2 protein-coding genes and 1 pseudogene are annotated in these 2,747 nt (G+C 64.8%); all 3 read right to left on the bottom strand.

What is annotated here, in order from left to right:
• On the bottom strand, window positions 1–155 hold a 155-nt coding region (locus ACIQ42_RS17795), incomplete at its 3' end, for a ribonucleotide-diphosphate reductase subunit beta (RefSeq protein ID WP_397423562.1).
• 173 nt (window positions 156–328) lie between these two features.
• Window positions 329–2,185, bottom strand: a complete 1,857-nt coding sequence (locus ACIQ42_RS17790; RefSeq protein WP_397423561.1) for a ribonucleoside-diphosphate reductase subunit alpha — start codon at window positions 2,183–2,185, stop codon at window positions 329–331.
• A 225-nt stretch (window positions 2,186–2,410) separates the two neighbouring features.
• Window positions 2,411–2,511, bottom strand: a pseudogene (locus tag ACIQ42_RS17785) (hypothetical protein); the annotation flags it as partial.
• Window positions 2,512–2,747 lie beyond the last annotated feature (236 nt).

Genomic DNA, 2,747 nt, shown 5'->3' with positions numbered 1-2,747 from the left:
AGGTTGCGCTCACGGTCGTTGAGTTTGGTGGCCCAGTCCTTGAGGTCCTCGCCCAGCGGCACCTCCTCCGGCATCCAGTGGACCTGTTGCTGCTTCTTCCAGAACTCATAGGCCCACGGATAGCGGAACGGCTTGTAGGCATAGGAGGGCGTCATCAGGCCCGGGAGCGTGCGGATGTTGGAGACGGTGGACACGGCGGCGAATCCAGACAGCGAGGGTTTACATTGGCCGCCACGATAGGCGCCAAGTTCAATCTACATCTAGTGACAAGTTGGGGTTGGGCCCCAACATGTTGTGAATGGCCTGGGGACGAAGCGCCGCTGCGCCATCACTGGCAGGCGAGGCACTCGTCGTAGTCGGTCTTGCCCTCGGCGTAGACGTGGGCCGCCAGGGCCTCGCCGCCGGCGTGGCTGGCCCGCTGCACCGACTTGGAGCGCAGGTAGTAGAGGCTCTTGCAGCCCCGCTCCCACGCCTGCCAGTGCAGCATGTGCAGATCCCACTTGTCGACGTCGCCGGCCAGGAACAGGTTGACCGACTGGGACTGGCAGATGTCCGGGGTGCGGTCGGCCGACAGCTCGACGACCCAGCGCTGGTCGATCTCGAAGGCGGTCTTGTAGACGTCCTTGTCGTCCTGGCTGAGGAAGTCCAGGTGCTGGACCGAGCCCTCGTTCTGCAGGATGGAATCCCAGACCGCGGCGGTGTTCTGGTCGGCGGCGTCCAGCAGCCTTTCCAGGAAGGGGTTCTTCACCGCGAAGGTGCCCGACAGGGTCTTGTGGGTGTAGATGTTGGCCGGGATCGGCTCGATGCCGGCGCTGGTGCCGCCACAGATGATCGAGATCGAGGCGGTGGGGGCGATGGCCAGCTTGTGGCTGAACCGCTCCATCACGCCGCGCTCGGCGGCGTCGGGGCACGGACCGCGCTCGGCGGCCAGGGTGCGCGAGGCCGCGTCGCACTGGCGGCGCAGGGTCTTGAACAGGCGCATGTTCCACGACTTGGCCATGGCGCTTTCGAAGGGCACGCCCTGGCTCTGCAGGAACGAGTGGAAGCCCATCAGGCCCAGGCCCACCGAGCGCTCGCGCTTTGCGGCGTAGATGGCGTTCTTCATCTCGGGCGGCGCGCGGGTGATGAAGTCTTCCAGCACGTTGTCGAGGAAGCGCATGACGTCCTCGATGAAGGTGGGGTGGTCGCGCCACTCCAGGAACGTCTCGGCGTTGACGCTCGACAGGCAGCAGACCGCCGTGCGCTCGGTGCCCAGGTGATCCTTGCCCGTGTGCAGCATAATCTCGGAGCAGAGGTTCGACTGGCGGACCGACAGGCCCAGGTCCTGCTGATGCTGCGGCATCGAGCGGTTCACGGTGTCGGAGAAGATCAGGTAGGGCTCGCCGGTCTGCAGGCGGATCTCGAGGATCTTCTGCCAGAGCGAGCGGGCGTCGACCTCGCGGACGACCTCGTTGTTCTTGGGGCTGCGCAGGCCGAACATTTCGCCGTCACGGACCGCTTCCATGAACTCGTCGCTGATCGAGATGCCGTGGTGCAGGTTGAGGGACTTGCGGTTGAAGTCGCCCGAGGGTTTGCGGATCTCGAGGAACTCCTCGATCTCCGGGTGGTGGATGTCGAGATAGACCGCCGCCGAGCCGCGCCGCAGCGAGCCCTGGCTGATGGCCAGCGTGAGTGAGTCCATCACCCGAATGAAGGGGATGATGCCGCTGGTCTGACCGGCGCCCTTGACCTTCTCGCCGATGGAACGGACGCCGCCCCAGTAGGTGCCGATGCCGCCGCCGTTGGAGGCCAGCGCCACGTTTTCATTCCAGACGCCCTGGATGCCTTCGAGGCTGTCCGGCACGGCGTTGAGGAAGCAGGAGATCGGCAGGCCGCGGTTCGCGCCGCCGTTCGACAGCACCGGCGTCGAAGGCATGAACCAGAGACGGGATATGTAGTCATAGATCCGCTGGGCGTGATCGGCGTCATCGGCGTAGGCCGTAGCGACACGCGCGAACATGTCCTGATAGGACTCGCCCGGAAGCAGATAGCGGTCTTCCAGCGTGGTCTTGCCAAAGTCGGTCAGCAGCGCGTCGCGGGCGCGGTCCACCTCGACCTTGCGGACCAATTGCAGCTGCGGCCGCTCCACGCGCGGCGCAACCCTTTCAGAAGTCTCGGCAATCCCAACTTGCGCGGCTTCACTCATACCTGTGTCCTGTGCCCTCTTGAGAAGCGAAGCCGCTTCCCGACCTACATCTTGTGGTTCAGCCCCCGAACCAATCCACATATGGGGCCATGTGTCCTAATGACTCGTCAATGAGGCGGCCGATCCGTCCCCAGTCTTTTTCGTTAACGAGAGCTTAACACGCAGGGCTCGCCCCTCGGAGAGGCTTGTCCTCCGGGGGCGGTCATCACGACAGTGTGATCGCGGTCAGACGTCCAGATTCAGCGACGCGGGGGTCACCCGCCCTGGGCGGCGATATTGACGCTGAGCGCACGCTCAACCGCGTAGCGCGAGGGCGCGTGCGAGCCACGTTCTGATCTTCGCGGAGGACGTGCTGGCACGAACCCCCGGCGCCCGAGGGACCCGAACCCATGCGGTGCTGGAAGAGGTCAAGTCGACCACCCAGCCGCCACGCCAGGGACAAAGCATAGGGCCCGGCGTTTCCACCGGGCCCTGAACTTCATTTCGACGAACCTGTCGTCGATCGAGATCAGAAGTTGATGTCGATCGTCGAGCGGCGGTTCAGCGGTTCCTTCACGCCGTC

Source organism: Phenylobacterium sp. (assembly GCF_044372605.1).
GTDB lineage: Bacteria > Pseudomonadota > Alphaproteobacteria > Caulobacterales > Caulobacteraceae > Phenylobacterium.
The sequence above is the reverse complement of the archived record's forward strand: the minus strand, read 5'-3'. Positions and strand labels throughout refer to the sequence as shown.